Source organism: Rothia mucilaginosa, from assembly GCF_001061665.1.
In the GTDB taxonomy this organism is placed as follows: domain Bacteria; phylum Actinomycetota; class Actinomycetes; order Actinomycetales; family Micrococcaceae; genus Rothia; species Rothia mucilaginosa_A.
Genome location: NZ_JVSP01000014.1, coordinates 33,907 through 57,979 on the forward strand (window position 1 = coordinate 33,907; position 24,073 = coordinate 57,979).

A 24,073-nucleotide genomic window follows, 5' to 3' on the forward strand; every position below is an offset into this window, starting at 1 on the left:
GTAAATCTGGTGGTTTTGAGTGGCAAATATGTAACTCTCAATCAGGTTTTGAGTGACAAAATGTAACTTTCCAGCAGATTTTGTCACTCAAATGTAAAGTTCACGCAGGAGTACATACACGATTGCCATGTAACTTTGTCCTAGATGGCGCTCTGGATACTATTTCCTGTCTTAGATGTACAGCGGAGCCCTAGAGCGCCAGCGTGCGGTCAATACGGATGCGGCGGCAGAAATCCTCGTCATGGCTCACCACAATGAGCGCGCCGGTGTATGCTTCGAGTGCCTGCACCAGCCAATCCACCGAAGAAATATCGAGGTTATTCGTCGGCTCATCCAGCATGAGTAGCTGCGGCACCGGGTCGGCCAGAAGCACCTGCGCCACCGCCGCGCGGAAACGCTCACCGCCGGAGAGCTCACCGGTCTTGTGGTGCACGCTCTCTCGGCGGAAGAGCAGGCGCGCCAGCTGGTCACGCAGATGCTGTTCGCTCACGCCGGGGTTAGCCCGCTGCACGCACTGCAGAAGAGTGAGCTCCGGGTCAAGGTTAATGCGCTGGGGAATGTAGGCCCCCTCGATGCAATAGCTGACGCGGTAGGTGGGCTGCACGGGGGAGCGGTACTCCGGGTCTTTGGCGTGGGCGATGGCCTCGAGGAGGGTGGTCTTGCCGCTGCCATTCGCGCCGGTGATGCGCAGGTGCTCGGGGCCGCTGAGAATCAGGTGTTCGGGGTGCTCCGCCGGGGTTCCCTGCTGGTTCTTGTCGCCGGCCTCAGCGGGCGAAGAATGTAGAGAATCAACCTTAGTGGGTTGCTGAACGGTAAATGTTTCACGTGAAACCCGAGAATCAACACGGTGAGAATCAACCCTATGTAGCTCCAGCACCTTGCGTCCCGCGGGTAGGGGCTGCTGGCTCAGCTCGGCGTAGATCTTCTCCTGCACGCGCACCTCATCCTGGGCGTTCTGGTATTCCTCCTGAGCCTGCTCCTGCTTGCCGATGCGCAGAACTCGAAGCTTTGCCGCCGCCTGACGTGAGGCGTCCTTGGTGAGGGCAAGAATCGTATCCGGCTGGTCGTCCTTCCACACATGCGCCATGTTCTTCGAGATAATCTCCTGTGCATGCACCCACTCGCGATGCGCCGAACGCACCCGGTTTTTCGCCTCGCTCACGCGACGCTGAGCTGCCTGCTGTTCGGTCTCCAGCGCCTGGCGGTAGGTGCTGTAGTTACCCTCAAAGAGACGCAGATGCGCCAGCCCCTGGCGGTCGGCGTGAAGCTCGGCAATCACGTTCACGCGCTCCAGCAGATCGCGGTCGTGGCTAATGATGAGCGCCGGGCAGGGTAGCGCCTCCAGAGCGGTGAAGAGCTGAGCCTTCGCCGCGGAGTCTAGGTTATTCGTCGGCTCATCGAGCAGAATGAACTCTGGGTCAGAAATCATCAGCGAGGCAAGTGCGGCAATGACCGCCTCACCACCGGAGAAACTGCGCATGCTACGGGCAAAGAGCGCCTGAACCGCCTCCGAGTTGTCACGATCAACCACGGTCGCCGGGGTGAAACCGTAGGTCGCAAGAGCCGCGAGGGTGCGCTCCTCAACGTCCCAGTTCTCCCCGATGATCTCATAGAGTTCGGGGGAGTATTCGCCGGATTCCACTGCCTGCAGCGCCCGCAGAATCTCAGAGATTCCGCAGAGCTCGGCGAGGGTCTGCTCCCGGTCCAGACCCAAATCCTGAGGTAGATATGCCATATGTTCCGGCGCCGCCAAAGAACCGGAATCCGGGGTCAAATCACCCAAAATCAACCTCATGAGGGTTGTTTTTCCGCAACCATTGTCACCAATGAGTCCGGTTAGAGGTGCCGAAAATACTGCCGAAAGGTCCGCAAAAAGCGGAGGCTGGCTCGGGTGCGCAAAGTGTAGATGGGCGATACTAACGTGCACCGCCGCGTGGGAAGTGGCGTGCGAGCGGGCATCGCGGGAAGAAGCGGAACGGGGAAAGGTCGCCTGCGGCTGAAGTACGTGTGTCATACGAGCTCCTTGAGGTATGGATGCTCGGGTGCTCTCAAACTCCGACGGTGGTGCGTTGCAGTAGTGTGCCGGCGGTTTGGGTGCCTATGCTGAGCGCGTGGCGGTAAGAGGATTGCCCCAAAAAAGGCGCGAAAAAACCCGAGCGTAACGATGGATGTACCTGTGCCCGGGTGCGTGCGCGCTGATTGGAACACGTAGGAAACGTGTCCGTAGAGCTGCTGCGTGAGCGCGCAAAAAATTCTTCTGAGTCCGGGCTTATGCTCGGTGGGTCATTTCTTTGATGCCTCCTAGATTCCGAATACCGCCCCGGTCGCGCCTTGGGTGGCTTCGGCCAAACGATACGTTCAGCTCCGCCAGCTACCCCCACGGTGGGGTAGCGCGGATAGAGAGCTGATGGTTCAAGCATAGGAACTGACTGGGCGCTGAGTCAAACACCCCCCATGTAGGAGAAGATTCAGCGTGCTGATTCCCCGAATGGTTCCTTCCCGAGAGTTTTTGTTGAAAGGTTGAGTGTGCGGTCAATGCGGATACGGCGGCAGAAATCCTCATCATGGCTCACCACGATGAGCGCGCCGATATAGGTTTCGAGTGCCTGCACCAGCCAATCCACCGAGGAAATATCGAGGTTATTCGTCGGCTCATCCAGCATGAGTAGCTGCGGCACCGGATCTGCCAGAAGCACCTGCGCCACCGCGGCACGGAAACGCTCACCACCGGAGAGCTCACCGGTCTTGTGGTGCACGCTCTCTCGGCGGAAGAGCAGGCGCGCCAGCTGGTCACGCAGATGCTGCTCGCTCGCACCGGGATTCGCCCTCTGTACGGTTTCAAGGAGGGTGAGCTCCGGGTCGAGGATGATGCGCTGCGGCAGGTATGCGGTGTTGTCCAGACGGTAGAGCACTTGGTATGCAGGCGGCACTGGGGAACGGTAATCAGGGTCGTTCGCGTGCGCTATCGCATTGAGAAGCACAGTCTTGCCACTGCCGTTTGCGCCCGTGATGTGCAGGTGTTCGGGTCCGGTCAGGATAAGAACCTCGGGAAAATCTTGGATTCGAAGCAGATAATCAACTTTATAAGGTTGTGTTTCACATGAAACGGTGTTTTGGGTGTATGCATTCTTAAGGTCGGCGCTCTGCGGTGTAGATGCGCAAGAGTCGTTCTTCACCCGATGTAATTCCAGTACTTTCCGCCCCAGTGGGAGCGCATCCTGAACAAGTTCCAGATAGATACGCTCCTGCACGCGCAGGTTCTCTTGGGCTTCTCCAACTGCCGCCCGCGCATCCGCCACCATGCTTTCGTGGGCTGTGTGAAGTTTCCCGGCAGAGCGCTCTGAACTGTTCTTATCCAGGCCCATAGCCATGCCAGGTTTCCGCTTTGACCGCTCAAATTCGCGACCTCGGCGAGTGTTGCGATCGAGCTTAATCTGGTTCTCGGCACGCTCACGCTCAGCCTTACGCGCCTCATTCTTCGCCTCGGTCACGCGACGCTGAGCTGCCTGCTGCTCGGTCTCCAGCGCCTGCCGGTATGTGCTGTAGTTACCCTCGAAGAGGCGCAGATGAGCCAGCCCCTGACGATCGGCGTGAAGCTCGGCAATCACGTTTACACGCTCCAGTAGGTCGCGGTCGTGGCTGATAATGAGCGCCGGGCAGGGCAGTGCCTCCAGTGTCGTGAAGAGCTGGGCTTTCGCCGCGGAGTCCAGGTTGTTCGTCGGCTCGTCGAGCAGAATGAACTCTGGGTCTGAATACAGAAGCGCGGTGAGTGCGGCTGTGACCGTCTGACCACCTGAAAAGGTGCTAAGGAGACGCATCAGAAGGTTGCGGCGGGCCTGTGTATCGGTCGTAGTGAGGGCAGGACCAAAACCATGTTCGGCAAGGGCTACGAGGGTGCGTTCTTCAATATCCCAGGCGTCGCCTATGGTGTCGTAAAGGCTGGGGGAATATTCGCCCGATTCCAGCGCATCAAGCGCCTGCAGTATTTTTGTAATTCCAAAAATATCGGCAAGATGGTGATGCCCACTCAACCCTAAATCTTGCGGTAGGTACGCTATGTGCGGTGGGGCGCTGATTATGCCTTGACTAGGGTTTATGTCGCCAAGAATAAGTCTGAAGAGGGTAGTTTTTCCGGCGCCGTTATCGCCGATAAGCCCGGTGAGTGGCGCAGAAAATACCGCGGAAAGGTCTGTGAAAAGTGGGGGCTCACCCGGATGCGCATACGAAATATGGTCGAGTGTAATGTGGTGTGGCATGGGCCGAGTTCCTTCGAATGGGTGCTCGGATTCCCGCCATCGTAGTGCACGTTAGGCATGAGAATATGAAAAACCCGAGCGCGGTCTGTAGGTACACGTAAGCCCGGGTAGTGGGGTGGACGCATAAAAGCGTATTGACCTGGTGTTGTTGGATCCGGGCTTATGCTCGGTGGGTCATTTCTTTGATGCCTCCTAGATTCCGAATACCGCCCCGGTCGCGCCTTGGGTGGCTTCGGCCAAACGATACGTTCAGCTCCGCCAGCTACCCCCACGGTGGGGTAGCGCGGATAGAGAGCTGATGGCTCCAGCATAGGGAGCGTGCGGGTGCTGAGTCAAACATCCTCCCGCAAAACCTTCTGACAAGTACCGATATCCCCTAGAGAACGCAAAAGGAGGGGCGACACCATTCGGTGCCGCCCCTCCTTTGAAGCATTAGATCTTAGGCATTAAATCTGCGCGCGTACAACGCGCGAAACGCTATTACGCCTCGTGGCGCTCACGGTACATGCCCAGCGGGCCCGCATCCGCGTACGCCTGAGCGTCGTTGTAACGGTACAGGCGCGGCGGGCGGTGGCGGGTGCCCTCCACACGGCGGCCGGTGTCAATAATCGACTTCGATGCCGCAATCTGGCGGCGGAAGTTTGCCGGATCCAGGGTGCGGCCCAGAATCGCCTCGTACACCTCACGCAGCTGCGCCAGGGTGAATTCCTCGCCCAGGAAGGAGTGCGCGATACGCGAGTACTCGACCTTGTTCTGTAGGCGGTAGAGTGCGTACTCAATGATTTCGTTGTGGTCGAAGGCGAGCTCGGGCAGCTCATCCACCGGGAACCAGCGGATGTTCTCGTGCACGCGAGTGTTCGCGACCTCGGTGGCGGGAATCGACGCCCAGTACACCACGGACACCACGCGCTCGTGGTCGGCGGCGGGGGTGGGAACCGGGGCGCCGCTCAGGCGGGCGGCGCGTGCCTCGGGGGCGCGCAGAACGTCGCCGAATGCGTAGAGCTGCTCCAGGTAGCCGGGCTCCAGGTTGGTGGCACGCTTCAGGGTAAAGCCGGCCGCCTCCTCCAGGGATAGGGTCGGTTTGAGGGGGCCGCCGGGTAGCGCCCACTGGTCCTTGTAGGGCTCGCGGAGGCGGCGAACCAGCGGTAGCCACAGGGTCGGGTGGGTTTCGTTGTCTTTGGGGCGCAGTGCCAGAATAACGGTCGAGACGGCGAGGGATACAGAGGTGTGGTCCACGTCGTTGTGCTCTTCGACGGCGACTGCGCCGGGAAGAGGCTCAGATGCGATGCTCATTCAGACCTCCTGTGCGAATGGGTATCGATAGGTGTGCATACTCTACCCATTTTAAGGGGTTAATAGGGTAAAAATGCACGCAAGGCATCCGCTGACCCGAAAACCGGTACCATCCGCGTCGTGTCAAGGGGAAAAGTTCAGGTACCGGACACGCTAAAGCGCCTCTCCTGCCTGTCCAATAGAACAGGCAGGAGAGGCGCTTTAGCGTCTACTTATGCAACGTCTAACTATGTAATTTTAGGGTGCATATTCGGGGTGCAGACTAGTCGATCTGCAGCTCGCCCATAGCTTCCCAGTCGTCGCCGTCAATCAGGCGAGAAATAATCTTCGGGGTTGCAGTCAGCAGCGGACGCATGTCCTTCATGGCCTGCTGGAAGTGGTCAGAGTTCACGTGCGGGCCAGCTGCGTCGTCGTTGAAAGCCTCGAGCAGAACGAACTCATTCGGGTCCTCAACGCTGCGGGACCACTCGAAGAACTTGTTGCCTTCCTCGGCGCGGGTTGCCTCGGTGAAAGCGCGGGTCTTCTCGATCCACTGGTCAGCGTATTCGGGCTTGACGGGGAACTTGACAGCAATGAAAATCATTGGAACTCCTTGGTTGAAGAGCGGTTACGTACTCTTCCAGTTTAAGTCCTGGGTGCTCGCCGGCGCTGAAGAATACGGTCTGAGGCGGCGGTTTTAGCTTGTGGCTTTAACCGCTGCATCGAGCGGCTTGTGTAGATTTAGTGAGCCGCAGCCTTGAGAACCTGCAGGGCGCGTTCCAGCGCCGCGCGGTCTGCCGCGATGGCTGCGGCCCTCTGTGGACTGGCGGAGTCGCCTCCGAACGCCGCGTTGTAGTACATGCCGTCACCCAGAAGCAGTACGGTGCGGGCAATCTGCTCGTCACCCAGCTCAGCGAGGACGAGGGCATGCCAGCCCTCCTGCACGCGGCTCATGGTCTGCTGGGCGAGCTCATTATTGCTCTGCGCCAGGCGGCTGAGGGCGATGAGGGCACGGTCGAAGGGGGTGTGATCCGGTGTGGAGGAATTGATGTAGTAGGCGCTTGCCCCCTCGGGTGCCTGCTCCATTGCCGCGAAGTCCTCTTTAGCCAGGGTGAGGGTGCGTTCTGCGAGCGCCTCAAGTAGCGCCTTCTTGGAGGCGAAGTGGTAGAGTAGCCCGCCCTTGGAAACCTTGGCGGCGGTGGCGACGGCGTCGAGGGTTGCGGCGCGTTCTCCCGAGCGAATCAGCAGGTCGATGTAGGTGTCGAGGATGTGTTCGCGGGAGTTGTTGGCGCGCTGTTTGCGGTGGTTGGGTGTGGTCATGGGTACCAGTCTAACCGCTTGAAACTATACCGTCCAGTTGGTATAGTTAATCTTCGTTTGTGGACCCGCCCGGCACCCTAAAACCTCCGGGTAAGCCCCGAAACCTCACTAAAAGCCCTAGTCCAAAAGATAGGCCGGGCCGATGCCGCCGCGTCCGCCGCATCAGCCGAAATCCCATAGACGCAGGAAAACAACCCATGACGAATCACAATCCGCACACCACGGCTCTGCCCATTCACGCCCCCGACCAGAAGACCAAGCGCTGGGCGGCACTCGGCGTGCTCATGCTCCCGGTGCTCCTGGTCTCCATCGACAACACGGTGCTCGCCTTCGCGGTGCCCGCAATCGCTAAGGCGCTGAGCCCCTCCTCCGCGGAGCAGCTGTGGATCGTTGATGCCTACTCGCTGGTGCTCTCCGCCCTGCTCGTGCCCATGGGCGCTATCGGTGACCGCATCGGCCGCCGTAAGCTGCTGCTCATCGGTTCGACCGGCTTCGCTGCGATTTCTGCGCTCGCGGCGTTCGCACCCTCCGCACTGATGCTCGTGATTGCCCGTGCCCTGCTCGGTATTTTCGGTGCGATGCTCATGCCGGCGACCCTGTCGATTATCCGCAATATCTTTGTGGATGCGACCGAGCGCCGCATCGCTATTGCCGTGTGGGCTTCGGGCTTCTCCGCCGGTGCGGCGCTGGGCCCGATTGTGGGTGGTTTCCTGCTGGAGCACTTCGACTGGGGTTCGGTGTTCCTGCTCGCTGTGCCGATTCTGATTCCTCTGCTGATTCTCGCCCCGATTATGGTTCCCGAGTCGAAGGACCCGAACCCCAGCCCGGTGGATCCGCTGAGCATCCTGCTGATTATGACCGGCATGACCGGCATTACCTTCGGTCTGACTCACACCTCCGAAACCGGGTTCGATGCGGTGGCTATCAGCACCATCCTTGCCGGCCTGTGCTTCATTGTCCTGTTCGTGCTGCGTCAGCTCAACCGCGAGAAGAACGATATTCAGCCCATGCTGGATGTGCGCCTCTTCCGCAACACCGTGTTCACCGGCGCGATTACCGCAAACCTCATCTCCATGATGGTGGACGTTGGCTTCATCTACTTCGCCTCCCAGCACCTGCAGTTGGTCTCCGGTCTGCCGCCCATGTACGCCGGTATGCTGCTGATTCCCGGTACCCTGGCGATCATTATCGCCGGTCTGGTGATTGCGCGCGTGGCGGTGCACTTCCACCCGGCGCAGGTGGTGTCTTTCGGTCTGGCGCTCCACGCTGCCGCGTTCGCGGTGCTCGCCTTCCTGGGTGCGCACAACGACTTGGTGATTATCCTGATCTTCATTGTGCTCGGTACCGGCATCGGTATTGCGCAGACCATTTCGAACGACCTGATGCTCTCCAGCGTGCCGCCGCGTAAGGCTGGTGCGGCATCCGCGATCTCGGAGACCTCCTACGAGACAGGTACGGTGCTCGGCACCGTCATCATTGGTGGCATGCTCACCGCCGTCTACCGCGCAAATGTGGTTGTACCCGACGGCCTGGATGAGACTCTCGCCGACCACGCCCACGAAACCCTCGGCGGTGCCGTGACGGTCGCAAGCCAGGTGGGTGGCGAGCAGGCAAACCAGCTGCTCTCCTCCGCATTTGCCGCCTTCGACTCCGGCGTGGTGCTGAGCTCCGCGTTCAGCGCCGTGCTCATGGGTGTTATGGCTGTCATCAGCTACCTCATGATCCGCAAGGCTCCTCGCGAAATGAAGCCCGCAGAACACTAAACGCAGAACACTAATATCGCCCCCGTTCGTCATGGGTCCGCCGCCCGCCCCGGCCTTCTTCGGAAGCCGGCGCGGGCGGCGTTGCGTTACCCGGAGGTGTGCCCCGGGGGCGCCGCGTGAACCGCCGACCAGTCATGCGGATTTTCCAGCCCGCGCACAGCCGGTCACAGGTGCGGGTGGTACGGTAGAACCCGGAAGATATTGCACCCGAGGCAACGCCCGGGCCGCGTGCGCGCGGAACCCGGGGCGACCGAAACCCCGGTACACGCGTTCAACGAGAAAGGCCGGAATGGGACTCAAAGACTGGATTGCACCCTTCATCACCCTGCTGATCGGTGCCAGCACCATCTTCATCTCCTATAAGAACTATCAGGCGCAGGCGGCGGCAAAGCCCTCCGAGCTGGCGCGACTGGAACTGTGGAGCAAGCTCCTCACCGAAGCCGGCATGGAAATTAGCGCCCTGCCGCCCGCCGATGAGCTGACCTCCGATCAGCGCGTCGTCCTGGAGAATTACCGGGTCTTCCTCAAGCGCGCCTCCCTAGAATCGAAGCTGCGTAAGGTCGGCATCGACAGCAACCGCATCTTCAGCCTGCTCATGAAGCGCGCCCACTCCTCGGTCAAGCCCACCCCCATCCAGATGGGCGACTCAATTAGCTACTACCGCCTGATTCTGCGTGCCCTGCTGTACATTTGGGTTCCGCTGGCCGTGATTTTCATCGGCGTGCCCATCATCGTGGTCACCATCGCCTACCTGATTGGCCTCTTCACGAACCACCGTGGTGACCTGTCTGACTTTGCGCTCTCCCCGCTGGCCGTGATACTCCTCATCCTGGGCGCGGCCGCCGTGGGCGCCCTCGTCATCCTGCAGAACCGCATCATCTCGGCCATTATCGCGAACAACGTGTACTTCTACTTCTGGGATATTTACGGTTCCAAGAAGAACTCCCGCGACTCGGCCCACGCCTACAGCGAGCGCCTGGCGGCTAAAACCTACGCCGACCAGCTGTTCCTTGGCCAGCAGGAGTTCGCCCACCAGTTCCGCGAAAATATGTACATGGCGGGTATCCAGGAGATCGACGAGTACCCGCGTGTGCTCAGCGATAGCGTGATGCTGCCGCGTAACTACCGGGTTGTTGAAACTACCGAGGGTGAGGACCGCATCGACCGCTTCGTGAACTGGGTGCGTTCCAAGATTGGCTTCGAGCGTCTGGAACCGCGCATCATCTACACGCTCGAACATAAGGACGCGCACAAGGATGAGCAGAAGGATGCACAGAAGGATTCCGCGCACGGTGAGCCGGTAGCTACCGAGCAGGGTGTTTCTGGGCAGCCCGTAGAGACTCCGGCTCAGGATAAGCAGGAGGATGCGCAGAAGGCTCAGGAGGCGCCCGCCTCGGAGGAGCCCATCGTTGCGGAGGTGCCCGTTGAAGCGCCTGCCGAGGATCCGGCTGATGCACCCACCGAGCCCGTCACCGGAAGTGCCACCGAACCCTCCGCCGCAGCAGTTGCCGTATCCGGGGCAGACGACCCCACGGAGGCGTTCACCCGCATCTCGCACGATGCCGCCAGTGAGGAACCCGGCGCTGAGAAGCCCAAAAACTAAATAGCCCGCCCGGAACACAGAAAAACCCCGGAGTACAGAAAATCCCCGGAGTACAGAAAATCCCCGGAGCACCAAATTCCGGGCATGAGAAAAGGGTCGCAGCCTACGAGTTCGCCGTTGAACCGTAAGCGTACGACCCTTTTCTTTATTCTCTTCGGGTGCGCGCGAAATCGGAGGTACCGCGCGTTCCAGAAGAGCCTATCGATGCGCTCGTCGTGCATCGTACCGGCCATCTCGCCGGGTAGCCGGCGGGTGCATCACGTCTTTCGAGCCGTCCGCTACCGCGGACGGGGGATCCGCTCCCCGGGTGAGTCCTACCCTTTCTCACCCGGGGGCGCATCGAGGGACGTTCACGGTGTCATGAACCATCCCACCGGAACCCCACACTCAACACAGGAGTTCCGGGACCTTGACGGTATGCGTGCCTATCGAGGCGTGGGGGCGTCCTCGCGAGCGATAACAACCTTGACCGCGTTGTGCTCGGTTGCGTGCCCGAAGACGTCGTAGGCCTCCTCGAACTGGTCGAAGGAGAAATGGTGCGTCGCCATGGCCTTGGCGTTCAGGCGACCGGAGCGGACCATGTTCAGCAGGTTGCCGACGGTGTTGCAGTTGACCAGACCCATGTTGATGCGAACGTTAGAGATCCACATGGTGTTCAGGGGCAGCTCAACGGGCTTGCCGTGCACGCCGGCGTTAGCGATGTTGCCGTAGGGGCGAACAATCTTGGTGCAGGTTTCGAAGGTCTGCGGAACGCCCACAGCCTCAATTGCCACGTCCACGCCCAGGCCGTCGGGGGAGAGAGTCTTAATCTTCTCGATGAAGTCCGGGTCGCCCGCGTTGACCTTATCGGTTGCGCCCAGCTCCAGTGCCTTGTTCATGCGGTTGTCGTCGAAGTCGACGGTGATGACGCGACCGGCACCGCAGAGGTTAGCGGTCATGATAGCGCCCAGGCCCACCGGGCCCGCACCAATCACGGCGACGGTATCGCCGGGCTTGGTGTTGCCGTTGAGAATACCCATCTCAAATCCGGTGGGTAGCGCGTCGGTGAGGAAGAGGACGTCCTCATCGGTCAGACCCTCCGGAACCAGGTGGACCGAGGTCTCTGCGTAGGGAACACGCACGTACTCAGCCTGGGTGCCGTCAATCATGTAACCGAAAATCCAGCCGACGCCGCCGACGGTCTGGCAGTGCGAAGGCTGGTTCGCCTTACAGTACGAGCACTTACCGCAGCTGGTCACGGCCGGAATGATGATGCGGTCGCCGACCTTCAAATCGGTTACCGCGGAGCCCACCTCGGTGATGGTGCCGACAGCCTCGTGGCCAAGGATGCGCCCGTGCTCCACCTCGGGGCAGTCGCCCTTGAGGATGTGCAGGTCAGTACCGCAGATGGTGGTGGTGTCCACGCGTGCGATAACGTCCGTGGGCTCGAGGATGGTGGGGTTCGGCACTTCTTCCCAGGCGCCCTTCTGGTCGGGGCCGTGGTAAACATACGCTTTCATGCTGACTCCTCCGTTGAAGTTCATGTAAGGGGTAGCGATGACGTTATCACTGCCTATATCAACCTATAAGAAGTGTTTGATAGGTTGTACTTTCATTAAACAGGGAGTGTTAAATTAAGCGTCTTTATTACACGGAGTGTTCTCTTTGGTTCTTAAAGCTTAAGCATGGGGCCTCTTGAAGGCTTAAGCCGCTGCCTCCGAACTCTGCTTGAGCTGGGCGCGCGCTCGAGAACGAACCGCCGTAACGGCCCAGACCAGCACGAAAGCCGCCACCATCGACAGCACAATCGTGCCACCGGTCGGCAGGTTAAACGCCCAGGACAGGTACAGGCCAACAATCGAACAGATACCGCCGAATACCGGCGAGAACACCATCATCGACCCCAGTCGACGGCACGCCAGGCGCGCTGCCGACGCGGGAATCACCAGAAGCGCCAACACCAGCACGTTACCGAGGGTCTGTAGGCCCAGCACCACGGAAATGGTCACCAGAACGTACAGCACAATGTCCAGGGCGAGCACCGGCAGGCCCATCGCGCGGGCACTCTCGCGGTCCAGGCTGACCGTCACAATCTGCCGGTGGAACAGCCACAGCACCAGCAGAATCACGGCGCCCATGATTGCGGCGTTGGTGATGTCCTCATTCGAAACACCCACAATCGAGCCGAACAAGAAATCCTGCACCGACCCCGAATAGCCCGGCGCCAAGGAAATAATCACAATGCCCAGCGCAAAAGAGGCGGCGAAGAAAATGCCGATGACCGAATCCTCGCGCAGCCGCTGATTCTGGCTGAAAATAGCCACCAGAATAGCCGTTACCACGCCCGCGGTCAGGCCGCCCACCATCAGGTTGCCGCCCAGCACGAACGCCACCGCAAGGCCCGGGAACACCGAGTGCGCCACCGCATCGCCAATGAAGACCATGCCGCGCATCATCACATGGCAACCCACCACACCCGTCACCACCGAGGCTAGCAGCACCGCAGCCAGGGCGCGCGGAAGGAACGCCAGGGACGGGTTGAACAGATCGGCCAGAAAATCGAGAGGAGTAATCAACGGGCACCCCCGGTAGAAGTAGCAGTATCAGCGTGGGCGGGGGAAGAAGCGCAGGAATCCGGCAGTTCGTGGCCGTACTCATCCAACGCACCACCGGCACAGGTGAAGCCCGTGCGGGCGTGACCCTGCGCCTCCTCAATATCGTGACCGTGCAGCCACGTGTGCAACTGCTCCAGGCTGAAGGAGGCCGCCGGGCCGTCCAAGTGAATATTGCCGCGCACGCCGCACAGGCGCGAACAGGATTCGCGCGCCGCCAGCATGTCGTGCGTGGACATCAGAATCGTGATGCCCTCGTCCGCCAGCTCGCGGTACAGACGGGTCAGCGTGGTCTGGGTGGGTGCATCCACGCCCGTGAACGGCTCGTCCAGCAGCAGCAGGGAGGGGCCGGCCGCCAGGGCGCGCGCCAAAAGAACCCTCTGGCGCTGACCACCGGAAAGCTCCGCAATGGAAGCATCCTGCAGGTGCAGAACATCGGTACGCTCCATCGCCGAAAAGACCTGCACCCAATCCTTCTTCGCCGGGCGGCGGAAGAACCCAATCTCACGCACGCGGCCGGTCATCACCGTATCCTTGACGGTCAGCGGAAAATCCCACTGGAACTGGTGCTTCTGCGGCACGTAACCGATGTGCGCACGCGCCGCGCGGGGCGACTCACCCAGCACCCGAACCTGCCCGGAGGCGGGGCGAATCAGGCCCAAAATGGTGCGCAGCAGCGTGGTCTTACCGGCACCGTTGGCACCAATCAGACCCGCAAACTCGCCGCGCTCCAGGGTCAGGGACAGATCCTTGAGGATGGAGCGGCGCGCGTAGCCCGCGTACAGGTTTGAAATTTCGAGGACGGGCTCAGTGCTCGCTGTTACCGACGCGCTCACGAACGGTCACCGCGCACTTCATCCAGTGCCTCACGTTGCGCGGAGGAACGGCGGCGACGGGAGGCGATGAACGCGCCCACGCCCACCACGACCACGATGCCAGCGACAATAGGACTCCAGGAAATCGAGAACTCGGCACGGAAACCGCTCTGGTCGCTCGCCGCGGCAGCAGAGGAGGAGCCGGTGGCCTGGGCACCGGCGGCCTGAGAAGCAGAAGAAGCCGAACCCGAGGAACCGCGCGCCTGCGCCTCCATCGCGTACAGGGTATCGGCGCTCGCGGAGTCACCCACCGCAAACTTCAGGTAGCGGGTATCGGACACGGTCGAACCGTCGGAGAGCTCGGCGCTCGCGGTGACCTTCAGCAGGTACTCGCCGGGGGTGGTGAACACCCAGTTCGCGTGGGTGTGAGTGTTCTTCTCAACCCACAGCTTCTGCGGCTCACTCTTGGTGGAGGACCACAGCACCTGCGGCGCCGAGAAGTTGCCGTTCTCCAGGTACAGACTGAACGTGCCGGGGCCGCTCACCTGCTCCAGGGTCAGGTTCACGCCGCGGTTCAGCTTGGACACCAGCTGCGGATCCTGGGTGTTCCAACCCGGCCAGATCACGCCCTTAGTTTCGGTCTGCGGAATCACGTACACCTTCGAGCCGGCGGGTGCGCCCACGAAGGAGTAGCGCGGGTCGTTCGGCACCTCCAGGATCGCCTTATCGCTGCCGCGGTAGATGACCTCGTCCAGGCTGCGCCAGACGGGGGTTTCACCGTGGTCGTCGTGGAGCATGAGCTCAAACTTGCCGTTGTTGAAACGAGGACCCATATCCACGTGGCCGGCGGAAATTTCGGTGCGGCCGGATGCGACCGGCTGCTCCGCAGACAGGGTCTGGGTGAGGGCGCGCTCGCCGCGGCTGAGGTTGCTGTCGCTCGGCTGAGTCGAGGCGCTCTCAGCGGTTGCCGGGGTGGTCTCCGCGTGTGCCATACCCAGGGGGGCGAGCATGAGGCTGGCGCCCAGAGCCAGGGCGGGCAGGGTGCGGCTACGTGAGGAGCGGGAGGGGGTGGTTGAGTTCATCATGAGGACTTCCTTGGATCATGACCGAAACGGTGTGTGAAAGATTATCTATATGCTGATACGACTATATAAGCTTGTGGGTAGCTTAAAACCGGGTTACGAGGTGCTTGCCTCCGAGTAGCTAGCACCCGAAGAATCGCCGCCAGAACTAGCCCCAGAGCACAGCGCAATCGTGTGAGCATTCGCCAGCATCATCTGCGCGTAGTGAGGAGCCTGCGCATCCAGAGTGTCCGAATAGAGCACCCCGGTACGCACCTGCGCCTCCCGAGCCAGCTCCGTGAGAACCGGCGAACGCATCGCCGTGGACTTGTCCAGATAAATCGCTGGAACCTTCAAATCCTCGACCGTGCGGCGCAGGCGCTGACGCTGCTGAATACTCGGCTCGCCGCTGGCGCTGGCGCTCACAAAACCTGCAATGTGCAACCCGTAGGCGCTCGCCAGGTAGCGGTAGCCGTCGTGCGTGGTGACCAGGTTGCGCGCCGCCTCCGGCAGGCCCCCGTACACCTGGCGCAGCTGAGCGTCCAGGGCGTCAAGCTCCTTCATGACCTGCTCGGTGCGGGTCGCGTACTCGCTCGCACCCTCCGGGTCGGCGGAGGTGAGCGCGTCACGAATGACCTGCACGCTCGCCTTCGCGTTCGGCACCGAATGCCAAATGTGCGGGTCGATTTCGCCGTGCACGTGCTTGCCCAGAACGGCCTGCGCCAGCAGGTACACCTGACCGCGATGCTCCGAAGCACCCGACCGCAGGAAACGGTAGCTACCGCCGGCGGGCACCTCCTGCAGGGTGCGGGAGGGGACCGCGACCACGGTGCGGTTCAGTTCGTACTCGACGGCACCCTGGGAGGAATCCGCGCGGAGCACGAGCCTGCCGTCGCCGGTGCGCGCCGTAATATCGGCGTGACCTGCGGAAAGAACCTTAACCTCGGCGGCGGGTACGTTCTGTTCCTTCGCCAGACGGTCCACCAGCTGTTGCGGGTCACGACCGACCGCGCAGTACAGGGTGCCGCGCGAAGAACGCACCGACTCCGGGGCCTTGACCGCGGTGGCGCTCAGCTCAATGGCGTACTCGCCGGCATCACTAAACGCCCACGACAGGTGCGTATGCGCCTGCAGGGGTAGCTCCAGCGAACCCATATCGCCGGTACGGACCGCGGTGTCCCCCTCACGGGTGAGGTTCACGCCGCGCGCATGCGAATCGCACAGCATCTCCACCGCGCCGAAGGTCTGCGTAATGAACGCCGCCAGCTGCGCATTCGAGGAATCGGTGGCGGTGCGCGCCCGCACGCTCTGCACCTCAAAACGCATGCCGGCCTCCGAAGAGTCGGCGGGGGCGGACTCGTTCTGCCCGCCCTCCTCAACGCGCAAACCCAGCCAGATGGAGTCCAGGGAGGCATCCTCAACAATGGCTTCGAGCTTGCCGCCGTACTGCTCGATTTTCTCCGCAACAGCCACGGACACGACCCCGGCGGGCAGGTTCGCCTCAACCATTTTGCTGAGCTTGCGCTGCTCCAGCAGCAGGCCGTTCGTCAGGGCGCAACGGGCGTAGGCGACATCGCGGATATCGCGCAGGCTCGGCTCGTACGAGTGTGGGTCGGCACCGGCGGGCACGAGGGAATGCACGCTGGCGCGCTCTCCTGCAATCTGCTGCGCCAAGTCCGCCAGAATCGGGGTCGTGGCGACCACGTGCATCCGGTCGGAGGAGGCATTGACGGTGGTGGCGCATCCGCTCAGCGCGAGGGCACCTGCACCCGCCGCGGCACGGGAGGCGAGGGTGAGGGCGGCGCGTCGCGTATAGGCGTGCGAACCCTCGCCGGCGGTATGCCCGCTATGCGGTGTCACCGCGGCGTCCCTTCCGGCGTGCCGAACGCAGAATCATGGCGCCCAGCGCCAGAGCGAGAACCGAGGTGCTGACCATGAACGGGTCGATGACCACACCGGTGTTCGGCAGCTTACCCGCCGCGGCCGCCTTCTGGGCGGTGGCGAGCTCCTGGCTGGTCAAGGCGCAATCCTCGCCGGAGGCGGTCTTACCGACGATGCGCACCTTGGATCCGTCGGGCTTGGTGACGATACCGGTGGCTTCGTCCACGGTGCCGTTGAGCGGGTTCTTGGCGGTGCTCTTCTCGCCGCCGTTGTTGGCGCCGTTAGCGCTGTTAGCGTTGCCGCCGTCCTGCTTGGTGCCCGCCGCACCCTGCACGTTATCGCTGGCCGGGGCGTTATCGGGGTTGCCGACGGTGAAGTGCAGAACCGATTCGCTGCTGACCTGCTGACCGTTCTTCAGGCGCGCAGTCCAGCCGATGGTCACGGTGTAGCGACCCTCGGCAGTGAACACCCAGTTGCTGTGCTGGTGGGTGTTCGCGGGCACCTGGAAGGAACCGCCGCTACGCGAATCGAAGACCTTCTGACCGGCGGAACCGAAGTTGCCGGAGAGGAAGGTGGATAGGGTGCCGGGACCCTCAAAGCCGTTGAGGGTCATGGTGACGGGGCCGTCGAGCTGCTTGAGCAGTTCGGGGTCCTGGGTGCTCCAGCCGAGCCAGGGTACGCCCTGCTGCTGGGTTGCGCCGATCATGTGCACGGGGGTGCCCGCCGGGGCGATGTCTTCCATGCCCGCGGGCAGGTTGAGCTTCGCGGCGTCATTGAGTACGAACTCGAGGGCGCCGGGGGAGACGTGGCGGGCGGGGCTGGTGCGGTCGTCCTTCACGCTGCTGGTGAGGTTGCCGCCGTTAAGCACGGGGCCCACGTCGAAGTGGCCGTGGGTGACTTCTTCACGGCCGCTGTGCTCGGCAGCGTTAACCACGGCGAGGGTGGGGATGCCGGTCGGCGCCTGGGCTGCCTGGTTGCTCTGCTTGCTGTCCTTCTGAGCGTCCTTGGAATCCTTGGCGTCTTCGGCGGGGACCTCGGTGGCGATGCACTGCTGGTTCAGGCTGCCGGGCAGGCCGGAGGAGAGGATGCCGCCGCCGCTGTTGTTGCTGGGTGCGCTGACGTTCTGGGCGTTGGAACCCTTCACGCTGCGGGAGTTGTCGCTCTTGCTGCCGCCCTTGTTTTCACCCTTGTCAGAGCCGTTATTAGTGTTGTCGGTGCCGCTGATAGCGGTTACACCGGATCCACCCTGGGATGCCTGCTCACCATTCGCCGCCGCCTTCGCGCCGTTTGGGTCGGTCACCTGCGCGGCGTTCTGACCGTTCACGGATCCATCCACGCGGCGAATACCGGTGGATGCGCTCGCCTCAGCAGAAGCACTCGCCTCAGCACTTGCGGAGGTAGATGCGCTGGGGCTGCTGGTGGCGCTCTCGGTAGCGGTGGAGGTTGCCTCGGGGGTAGTGGTTGCTTCGCTCGTGGCTTCCTTGGTTGCTTCCTTTGCGGCGTTCTGCGCGTTCAGGAGCTTGAAGCCGTCCTCAGCGTTAGTGCCCACGGCGATGGTGTAGGTCGCCTCGGAGCTGACCGGGGTGCCGTCGGCAAGGGTTGCGGTGGCGCGGAAGGTCAGCTGGTAGATGCCTTCGCGGGTGAATGCCCAGCTGAGGTGCTCGTGGCCGCCCGCGGTGATGGTGTGCGGTGCGAGCTGGTCGTTGGTGCTGAAGACGCGCGGGTTGTCGCGGCCGGATTCGGTGAAGACTTCGGCGCGGCCGCCTTCGGGTACGCTGCTGCGCACGAGTTCAAGGTTGATGGTGTTGTCCTTGAGCGCGCCGGGGCGGATTCCTTCCGCACCGAGGCCGGGGTAGAGCAGGCCGCGGGTGCGGGTGGAGGGAATGTAGAAGATGTCGGTGCCTTCGGGGGCAATGTAGTCGTAGCCTGCTACGACGTTGGTGTGTGCATCCTCGACGTCGGGCAGGTGGAAGACGGTGCGGGCGGGGTTGAATCGTCCCTGCTGGCCGGGGCCGGTGTCTGCGAGGGTGCCGAGGGTGAACTGGCTGCCGTCGAGGAAGGCGTTGAGCATTTCGGTGTGTACGCCCGCGATGACGTAGTCACCTTCGTAGTTGACGTAACCGCGCGACTCGGTACCCGCCTGGGCGCCGGTCTGGTTTTCCTGCGCCTGGTTTTCCTGCGCCTGTGCGGCGGTGAAGGTGCCGACCTGGGGGAGGGCGAGGGGTGCCCCGAGTGCGAGGGTGCATCCGAGGGTGGTTGCGCTGAGTAGGCTCAGGGGTTTGGTGCGTCCTTGCATGGTGGCTCCTTGGATGACTGCTCGTTGGCTGGCGCGCTACCCGATGCTTTCGGGGATAGCTCGGTGCTGGGTCCGGCGGCCTGTTGCCGGTTTCCCTCTTGGGCTCGGGGTGCGCTCTGCCGTGTTTTCTCTTTGTGAATGTACGTGGTGTGCGTTTTTGGGCGCGCCTCTGCGCACATGTGTTTCTGAGAATCACTATACTCAGTTAGGTTCTGAATGACAATTATTTGCAAAAGCGCTACGCTAAGAAAGAGAAAAATGAGAAAGGTTGTCATGAGCTCTCAGAAGCAGACCCAACGACGGGTCACCACACACACTCCCGCGCTCTTCATCCCCGGCGGCAAGCCCGCCCTCCGCCGCGCCGCCGCGTTCCTCTCCGCCGCAGCACTGCTCGCGCTCGCCGGTGCAGCCCCCTCCATCCCCGCCGCCGCGGGCCCCGACGACGGCAAAATCGTCACCACCAAGGGCCACGTCGACGCCCCCAAGGCATACTGGGACGAGCAGAACGGCACCTTCGTTCTCATGAACGAGGCGAACCCCTACAAGACCGGCGCAGACACCTACGAACTGGATAAGACCGTCAACTGGGTCGGCAAGGGCTACAGCGGCCGCGACGGCAAGTCACAGTACACCATGACCCTGGGCGACTCGCCCTCCCTGGCGTTCCTCGGCGAACCCGGCCAGACCCTCTACATGGCACCGCACCTGACCTCCGGCAACCAGGACCCCATCTGGGCTGGCCTGGGTGCCTCCGCTAAGGTGCCCACCGAACGCTTCCGTGACGGCGTGTTCGCCACCGACATTCTCTCGGTTGAGGGCCCCGGCCGCATGGAGCTCTTCCGCTACAACCCGGACGATGCCCCCGCCGACGTGTACCGCATGCTCTCCAGCAGCTCGAACGGTTGGCACTCCTGGCTGCTCGATAAGGGTAGCCACACGCACAACACCACGACCTTCACCCGCCCCGGCCGCTACGTGGTCACCTACCGCACCGTGGCGCGCTCCACCGACGGCCGCATCATCAGCTCTAAGCCGTCGAAGCTGGTCTGGCAGGTTGGCGGCATGCAGCCCACGCTCGGTGACGGCACCCCCACCGCCGTGCCCACGGTCAACCGCTACAACGCGGCACCCGTCGGTGACCTGGACGCCGCAAAGTACGTGCTGTCCGTGGCGCCGCACCGCCTGGACGCCGACCCGGCAAAGAACAAGGACGCTGACGACAAGCTCAGCGACATCACCTTCACCGCCGCGAATAAGAACCTCAAGGGCACCCTGACCCTGTACAACAACGGCTACTTCCTGACCGACCTGCCGGTCGTGAACGGTACCGCCACCTGGTCTGAAATGCTCGGTAGCGAAGGCTCCCAGCTGCAGGCGGTCTTCACCCCCGACACCTCCGACGAGAACAGCGCGGAGGCGTCCCGCTGGATCTCGCACAAGCTCGCCTACGAGTCCGGCAAGGCTGAGAGCGTGTACAGCGACGACGGTAACGGCTCCTGGCCCGAGGAGATCCCGGATCAGGCGAACACCGTGCTCAGCACCCAGCAGTACACGCCGACCAGCATGGACTACGACGTGACCGTCACCCCGAACGGCAACGGATTCAGCACCGTTGAGGTCCGCTTCAAGGACCCGAAGGTGCGCGGCTTCATGCGCGGCGGCTTCTACGCCCAGGATGACCCGGTGTACCCGTACCTCGACCTGGAAGGCTCCGTCGAGGATGGCGTGGCGCGCTTTACCTTCCGTGACGAGTCGTTCTACAAGGGCACGGCTCTGCGCGTGAAGATGCTGACCCACCCGGATATGAACGCTTCCGCCTCCACCACTGAGGTTGCGGCGAACTACGAGCCGGGCACCAAGTACACTGCGCACGGTGCGCTGGCACCGGATAGCGCACCCATTAGCGATGCGCCGAAGCCTGCTCCGGTGGATCCGTCGCCGAGCGCTGAGCCTACGGTCGCGCCCTCTGCCGAGCCTTCTGCTGAGCCGAGCGAGGCTCCTTCCGAGGCTCCGACCGCTGAGCCCAGCATCGTTCCGTCGGTGTCCCCCAGCGAGGTTCCGACCGTGCCTGCGGTGCCGACCGCCTCCGCAGAGCCGAGCGTGCCTGCTCCGGCGCCCTCCACTCCGGCGCCCGCGAACCCGACTCCGAGCGCACCTGCTCCGACTAGCCCGGCACCGTCTGCGCAGCCGTCCACCCCCGGAACCCCGGGTCACCAGTGCGTGCCCGGCCAGATTGACGGCCGCACCAAGATTTCGCACGGCCACCTGGACATTCAGGCGACCTTGAAGGACCGCCAGCTGTCCGTGGGTATGCGTGATGACAGCGGCATCATTGACGCTGATTCGACCGTACGCCCGCTCGATTCGGTCGTGTGGACGGTCAGCGAGAACGCCCGCCGTGTACGCACCGAACGTATGGCTGATGAGAAGCTGAACTTCATGGGCCCGGTCGGCACCGCCTTCTACGGCCTGCCGCAGACCCAGCAGAGCGGCCTGCCCTGGCCCGGCTACAACACGCAGGACATTGACTACTCGCAGCTGCGCGGCCCCGTGCGCCTGCACGTGGTGCCGAAGGTCATGCCTGAGGGTGCGCGCTTCGGCATGTTCACTGAGTCGCTGAATGGTGCGGATGTGCTGCTGGATTCGACGACCGGCAAGACCACGATCGACATTGATTACGCGACGCACGCGCACGCGAACTGGGTGTTCTCTGAGCCCGGCCAGTACATGTTTGACGTGCACTATTCTGCGACCCTGGCTGATGGTACTGAGGTGAACAGCCCGGTGCAGCAGCTTGCGGTTGCTGTGGGTAAGAAGGCGTCGGATGCGTGCTCGTTTGAGACTGCCGTGCCGAAGGACCCGAACGCGGCTGCGGACGACTTTAGCGGTGTGCGCCGTGTGGATTCGGCAACCCCGGGCGGTACCGCTGGTGCCAACCAGCCCGGCTCCGCGCAGTCTGGTGCCGCGCAGGGTGGTCAGTCCGGTCAGGCTGGTGCTTCTGGCGCTGCCGGTGATGTGAACGCGCAGGGCTCGGCTGACGGTTCGGCTGATGGTTCTGCTGGCGGCGTGTACCCGGGTGGTATTTCCGGTGGTGGTACCGGTGGCGGCTCCCTGGGTCAGTCTGGTGTGTCTGCTGCGTCGGGTGGCGCTAGCTCCCAGCAGGGCGGCCTGGCGCGTACTGGTTTTGGTGCGGTGTCTGTGGCTGTGGGCGGCGCACTGGTGCTCGGTGCCGGTACTGTGATGGTGCTGCGTTCTCGCCGCCGCGCTTCTTAGCGCTCGCCGCGTGAGGACACGCTGATACGATAAAGCCCCCACGGCTGAGAGGATGACTCTCGGCCGCGGGGGCTTCATTTTTAGTTTATGAGATTGTTATTCTTTGATTTCTTCAAAGCGGGTCGTTACAAAATCCCGATCTTTTCTAGGCGATGAATTTGCGACATGGAATAGATATTTTTTGCCAGGTTGAACAGTCTCAACGTACTCGGGAATCTTCCGACCTTCCGGTGCAGCAAACATCGTGAGAGTACCGCACTCCTTCGTCTCAAAAAGACCCTTTGGATTAATATCATTCGCGCCACTCACCGTTCCTCCACGTTCTGCAGTGTATGCCTTAGTTACGGTGCAGGTTGCAGTGAAACCATCACTGTCATCGCGTATATGTTTAGGGAAAATGAACAGCATGTAGATGGTAATCAGTATTGAAATAAATATTCCTACTGTTTTGCGGAGTTTATGACTAGATTCCATCGGATTGCCTCATTTCTTGATAGATTTACATGTCGACGTCGGCGAGGCCAGTAACCTTCTCGCGACTCCTGAAATAGGGAATGGTCATATAGCCATTGTCCAGCTTATCTACCTGAGCTACATCAGCGGGATTATTCATGTCAGGCCAGCGTTCTTGCTCAATCCTGAACCGTACAATCGCCAAAAGTCGGTAACTCTTGTGAGTCATGGGACCAAAAGCAGCAATCTGCTTACCCGACTTAGTATAAAAACCCACCATATCCTGGTCTTCAACATTCAGCGTTTCGTAATACACGATGCTGTCTATCGCATTAATGGGATAGCGGGTCGGATTGGCTGACCAGACGCGCTGCTCAATACCCTCGGGGGAGAGCTTCACGTAAGCGACAAAAACATAGCGGGCATAAAGACAGCAGAAAAATACAAAAATAATATTTAATGTATTCAACCAGATATTCACATTTTCACTTTGAATATTCGCTATAAAAGCAAGACAAGGGAACATCGGAATGAACAGGCAGAGTAACGTCTCGGCGCGAGTTACTCGCTTAATGTAAATTCCCTGTGCTTCTTTTTTCTTATCTTGGCGTCGATTAATCTCATACCTAATAATGATGTAGACAACAGAGATAAAGGACAGCGCAAAAATAATTCCGGAGAAAATAATCAGGAAAATGCGCATGGCGGGTTCTCGTTTCGTGTGGTTGGTGAATAGGGTTCAGTGTTTGGGTCTATCGTATCGGCTGCCGCGCGGCGCTACATCTTGATGTCCGCTAGGCCGGTAATTTTGTTGCGCCTTCTATACAGCTTCCTGAACAGGGGCTGCGTCCACTCGAGGTTATCCCACGTATCAACCCACGCCAGATCCTGCGGGTCCCGCATATCGGGCCAGCGGTCAAACTCGAGCCTAAACCGTACGATGGCCAGCAGCCGGTGGTTCTTGCCAACGGGGTCAAGCTTGGCGATTTCCTTGCCTTTCTTGGTGTAGAAGGTGGCCTTGTCAGACCCTACCCCAGTCCATTCCAATTCTTCCTCCGCATCACCCTGGAAGTAGAAAACCTGGTCGATAGCCCTAATCGGGTAGGAGGTCACGGCAGCAAATGGAGAGAGCTTCTGTTCCACATCGTCTGGCGTGATTTTCGTGTACACCAGGTAAACGTGCAGAAAGTGGTAGGGGAAGAAGAGCAGCATGATGAACATCAGCAGGTTGAAGAGGATACCGAGCTCTGCCTGCGTGTAGAGGTAGAGCGCGAAGAAACCTGCCGGGAATATGGGCGTGAGAAGGCATATGAGTGCTTCACGGCGGGGCACGCGCGTAATGTAGATGCCCTCGTCGCGGAGCTGCCTGTCCTGGCGCAGGTGCCTATCATGCAGAACAATGATGGTGATGGCGCCGATGATTGATGCGAGGGTGCAGGTGCCCCAGAGCAGAAGGAAAAAGGTGTGCATGATGCGTGCTCCCCTTTCG

At 61.4% G+C, this 24,073-nt stretch carries 17 protein-coding genes; 3 read left to right on the forward strand and 14 right to left on the reverse strand.

Translation table 11 applies throughout. From position 1 onward, the window contains the following. Window positions 1-190: 190 nt before the first annotated feature. From ADJ95_RS06565 to ADJ95_RS06585, 5 genes are all read right to left on the reverse strand, one after another. Window positions 191-2,014: an ATP-binding cassette domain-containing protein gene (locus tag ADJ95_RS06565; RefSeq protein ID WP_049333766.1), complete on the reverse strand. Its 1,824-nt coding sequence runs from the start codon at window positions 2,012-2,014 to the stop codon at window positions 191-193. 454 nt (window positions 2,015-2,468) lie between these two features. Beyond that, the gene (locus ADJ95_RS06570; protein ID WP_049333769.1) at window positions 2,469-4,256 is read right to left on the reverse strand and encodes an ATP-binding cassette domain-containing protein; all 1,788 of its coding nucleotides are present in this window, start codon (window positions 4,254-4,256) and stop codon (window positions 2,469-2,471) included. A gap of 480 nt (window positions 4,257-4,736) precedes the next feature. Continuing rightward, window positions 4,737-5,549 carry an NUDIX hydrolase gene (locus ADJ95_RS06575; RefSeq protein ID WP_049333771.1) on the reverse strand — a complete coding sequence of 271 codons (813 nt, stop codon included), beginning with the start codon at window positions 5,547-5,549 and terminating at the stop codon, window positions 4,737-4,739. A 262-nt stretch (window positions 5,550-5,811) separates the two neighbouring features. Continuing rightward, window positions 5,812-6,132, reverse strand: coding sequence for a putative quinol monooxygenase (locus ADJ95_RS06580; RefSeq protein ID WP_049333773.1), 321 nt, complete (start codon window positions 6,130-6,132; stop codon window positions 5,812-5,814). A 137-nt stretch (window positions 6,133-6,269) separates the two neighbouring features. Further along, entirely contained in the window at window positions 6,270-6,848 is a 579-nt protein-coding gene (locus tag ADJ95_RS06585) for a TetR/AcrR family transcriptional regulator (protein ID WP_049333775.1), read from the reverse strand. Window positions 6,849-7,045: 197 nt separating this feature from the next. Here ADJ95_RS06585 and ADJ95_RS06590 point away from each other — a divergent pair, with 197 nt between their 5' ends. Together ADJ95_RS06590 and ADJ95_RS06595 are read left to right on the forward strand one after the other, a co-directional pair. Beyond that, the gene (locus tag ADJ95_RS06590) at window positions 7,046-8,611 is read left to right on the forward strand and encodes an MFS transporter (RefSeq protein WP_049333777.1); all 1,566 of its coding nucleotides are present in this window, start codon (window positions 7,046-7,048) and stop codon (window positions 8,609-8,611) included. Window positions 8,612-8,900: 289 nt separating this feature from the next. After that, window positions 8,901-10,214 carry an NADH dehydrogenase gene (locus ADJ95_RS06595; protein ID WP_049333779.1) on the forward strand — a complete coding sequence of 438 codons (1,314 nt, stop codon included), beginning with the start codon at window positions 8,901-8,903 and terminating at the stop codon, window positions 10,212-10,214. A 425-nt stretch (window positions 10,215-10,639) separates the two neighbouring features. On the opposite strand, the gene ADJ95_RS06605 is transcribed toward ADJ95_RS06595, so the two are convergent. The 6 genes from ADJ95_RS06605 to ADJ95_RS06630 all read right to left on the reverse strand — a co-directional run bounded on the left by ADJ95_RS06605 (window position 10,640) and on the right by ADJ95_RS06630 (window position 18,858). Further along, complete coding sequence (locus ADJ95_RS06605) at window positions 10,640-11,713, reverse strand: alcohol dehydrogenase catalytic domain-containing protein (RefSeq protein ID WP_049333783.1); 1,074 nt, start codon at window positions 11,711-11,713, stop codon at window positions 10,640-10,642. A gap of 183 nt (window positions 11,714-11,896) precedes the next feature. Next, entirely contained in the window at window positions 11,897-12,769 is an 873-nt protein-coding gene (locus ADJ95_RS06610) for an anchored repeat-type ABC transporter permease subunit (protein WP_049333785.1), read from the reverse strand. Next, window positions 12,766-13,641, reverse strand: coding sequence for a metal ABC transporter ATP-binding protein (locus ADJ95_RS06615; RefSeq protein WP_049333787.1), 876 nt, complete (start codon window positions 13,639-13,641; stop codon window positions 12,766-12,768). Before ADJ95_RS06615 ends, ADJ95_RS06610 begins: the two co-directional genes overlap by 4 nt. Further along, a complete protein-coding gene (locus ADJ95_RS06620; RefSeq protein ID WP_049333789.1) occupies window positions 13,638-14,705 on the reverse strand; it encodes a TIGR03773 family transporter-associated surface protein in 1,068 nt (355 codons plus the stop codon). The genes ADJ95_RS06615 and ADJ95_RS06620 overlap by 4 nt, the downstream gene beginning before the upstream one ends. Before the next feature lie 93 nt (window positions 14,706-14,798). Further along, window positions 14,799-16,541: an anchored repeat ABC transporter, substrate-binding protein gene (locus ADJ95_RS06625; RefSeq protein WP_049333791.1), complete on the reverse strand. Its 1,743-nt coding sequence runs from the start codon at window positions 16,539-16,541 to the stop codon at window positions 14,799-14,801. Further along, window positions 16,528-18,858 carry a TIGR03773 family transporter-associated surface protein gene (locus ADJ95_RS06630; RefSeq protein WP_049333793.1) on the reverse strand — a complete coding sequence of 777 codons (2,331 nt, stop codon included), beginning with the start codon at window positions 18,856-18,858 and terminating at the stop codon, window positions 16,528-16,530. The genes ADJ95_RS06625 and ADJ95_RS06630 overlap by 14 nt, the downstream gene beginning before the upstream one ends. A 273-nt stretch (window positions 18,859-19,131) precedes the next feature. On the opposite strand from ADJ95_RS06630, the gene ADJ95_RS06635 reads away from it, so the two are divergent. Continuing rightward, entirely contained in the window at window positions 19,132-22,131 is a 3,000-nt protein-coding gene (locus ADJ95_RS06635) for a choice-of-anchor M domain-containing protein (protein WP_049333794.1), read from the forward strand. Window positions 22,132-22,227: 96 nt separating this feature from the next. On the opposite strand, the gene ADJ95_RS09290 is transcribed toward ADJ95_RS06635, so the two are convergent. The 3 genes from ADJ95_RS09290 to ADJ95_RS06645 all read right to left on the reverse strand — a co-directional run bounded on the left by ADJ95_RS09290 (window position 22,228) and on the right by ADJ95_RS06645 (window position 24,054). Further along, window positions 22,228-22,605: a hypothetical protein gene (locus tag ADJ95_RS09290; protein WP_152691720.1), complete on the reverse strand. Its 378-nt coding sequence runs from the start codon at window positions 22,603-22,605 to the stop codon at window positions 22,228-22,230. 25 nt (window positions 22,606-22,630) lie between these two features. Further along, window positions 22,631-23,287 carry a hypothetical protein gene (locus tag ADJ95_RS06640; protein WP_049333796.1) on the reverse strand — a complete coding sequence of 219 codons (657 nt, stop codon included), beginning with the start codon at window positions 23,285-23,287 and terminating at the stop codon, window positions 22,631-22,633. A 74-nt stretch (window positions 23,288-23,361) separates the two neighbouring features. Next, window positions 23,362-24,054 (reverse strand): hypothetical protein, encoded by a 693-nt coding sequence (locus tag ADJ95_RS06645; protein ID WP_049333798.1) that lies wholly within the window; start codon window positions 24,052-24,054, stop codon window positions 23,362-23,364. Window positions 24,055-24,073 lie beyond the last annotated feature (19 nt).